This is a genomic window from Caulobacter sp. GW821-FHT05F04, assembly GCF_059419665.1.
On record NZ_JBWKSF010000023.1, the window covers coordinates 1 to 1,106 of the forward strand.

The 1,106-nt window shown below is 67.2% G+C and carries 1 protein-coding gene; it reads right to left on the bottom strand.

Annotated elements, in window-relative coordinates; genetic code table 11:
* Window positions 1-1,106: acyl-CoA carboxylase subunit beta (locus AC07R7_RS25910; protein ID WP_494637250.1), on the bottom strand; the 1,106-nt coding region annotated here is incomplete at both ends.

A 1,106-nucleotide genomic window follows, 5' to 3' on the forward strand; every position in this document is an offset into this window, starting at 1 on the left:
TCCTTCCCCTTGAGGCTCTTGAGGCCGCGCACGATGCGACGGCGGGTGCCGTGGGGCATGATGACGTCGTCGATATAGCCGCGGCTGGCGGCGACGAACGGGTTGGCGAAGCGGTCCTTGTACTCGGCCTCGCGGGCCGCGAGCGCCTCGGGGTCCTTGGCCTCCTGGCGGAAGATGATCTCCACCGCGCCCTTGGCGCCCATCACCGCGATCTCGGCGGTCGGCCAGGCGTAGTTGAGGTCGCCGCGCAGGTGCTTGGAGCTCATCACGTCATAGGCCCCGCCATAGGCCTTGCGGGTGATGACGGTGATCTTCGGCACGGTGGCCTCGGCATAGGCGAACAAGAGCTTGGCGCCATGCTTGATCAGACCGCCGTACTCCTGCTTGGTCCCCGGCATGAAGCCCGGGACGTCGACCAGGGTGATGATCGGGATGTTGAAGGCGTCGCAGAAGCGCACGAAACGGGCGGCCTTGCGGCTGGAATCGATGTCCAGCACCCCGGCCAGCACCTGCGGCTGGTTGGCGACGATCCCCACCGTCTCGCCGTCCATGCGGGCGAAGCCGACGACGATGTTCTTGGCCCACTCGCTGCTGATCTCGAAGAAGTCGGCCTCGTCGACGATCTTCAGGATCAGCTCCTTCATGTCGTAGGGCTTGGCAGCGTCGGCCGGCACCAGGGTGTCGAGGCTGGCCTCCTCGCGATAGGGCTCATCGAAGCTCTCGCGTTCGGGGGCGGGCTCGCGGTTGGACGAGGGCAGGAAGTCGACCAGGCGGCGCACCTGGGTCAGGGCCTCCAGGTCGTTCTCGAACGCGCCCTCGGCCACGCCCGACTTGGCGGCGTGGACCCGGGCCCCGCCCAGTTCCTCGGCCGTGACGACCTCGTTGGTCACCGTCCTGACCACGTCGGGGCCGGTCACGAACATGTAGCTCGTGTCCTTGACCATGAAGATGAAGTCGGTGATCGCGGGCGAATAGACGTCGCCGCCGGCGCAGGGCCCCATGATCACGCTGATCTGCGGGATGACGCCGCTGGCCAGGGTGTTTTCCAGGAAGATGTCGGCATAGCCGGCCAGGCTGTCGACGCCCTCCTGGATGCGGGCCCCGCC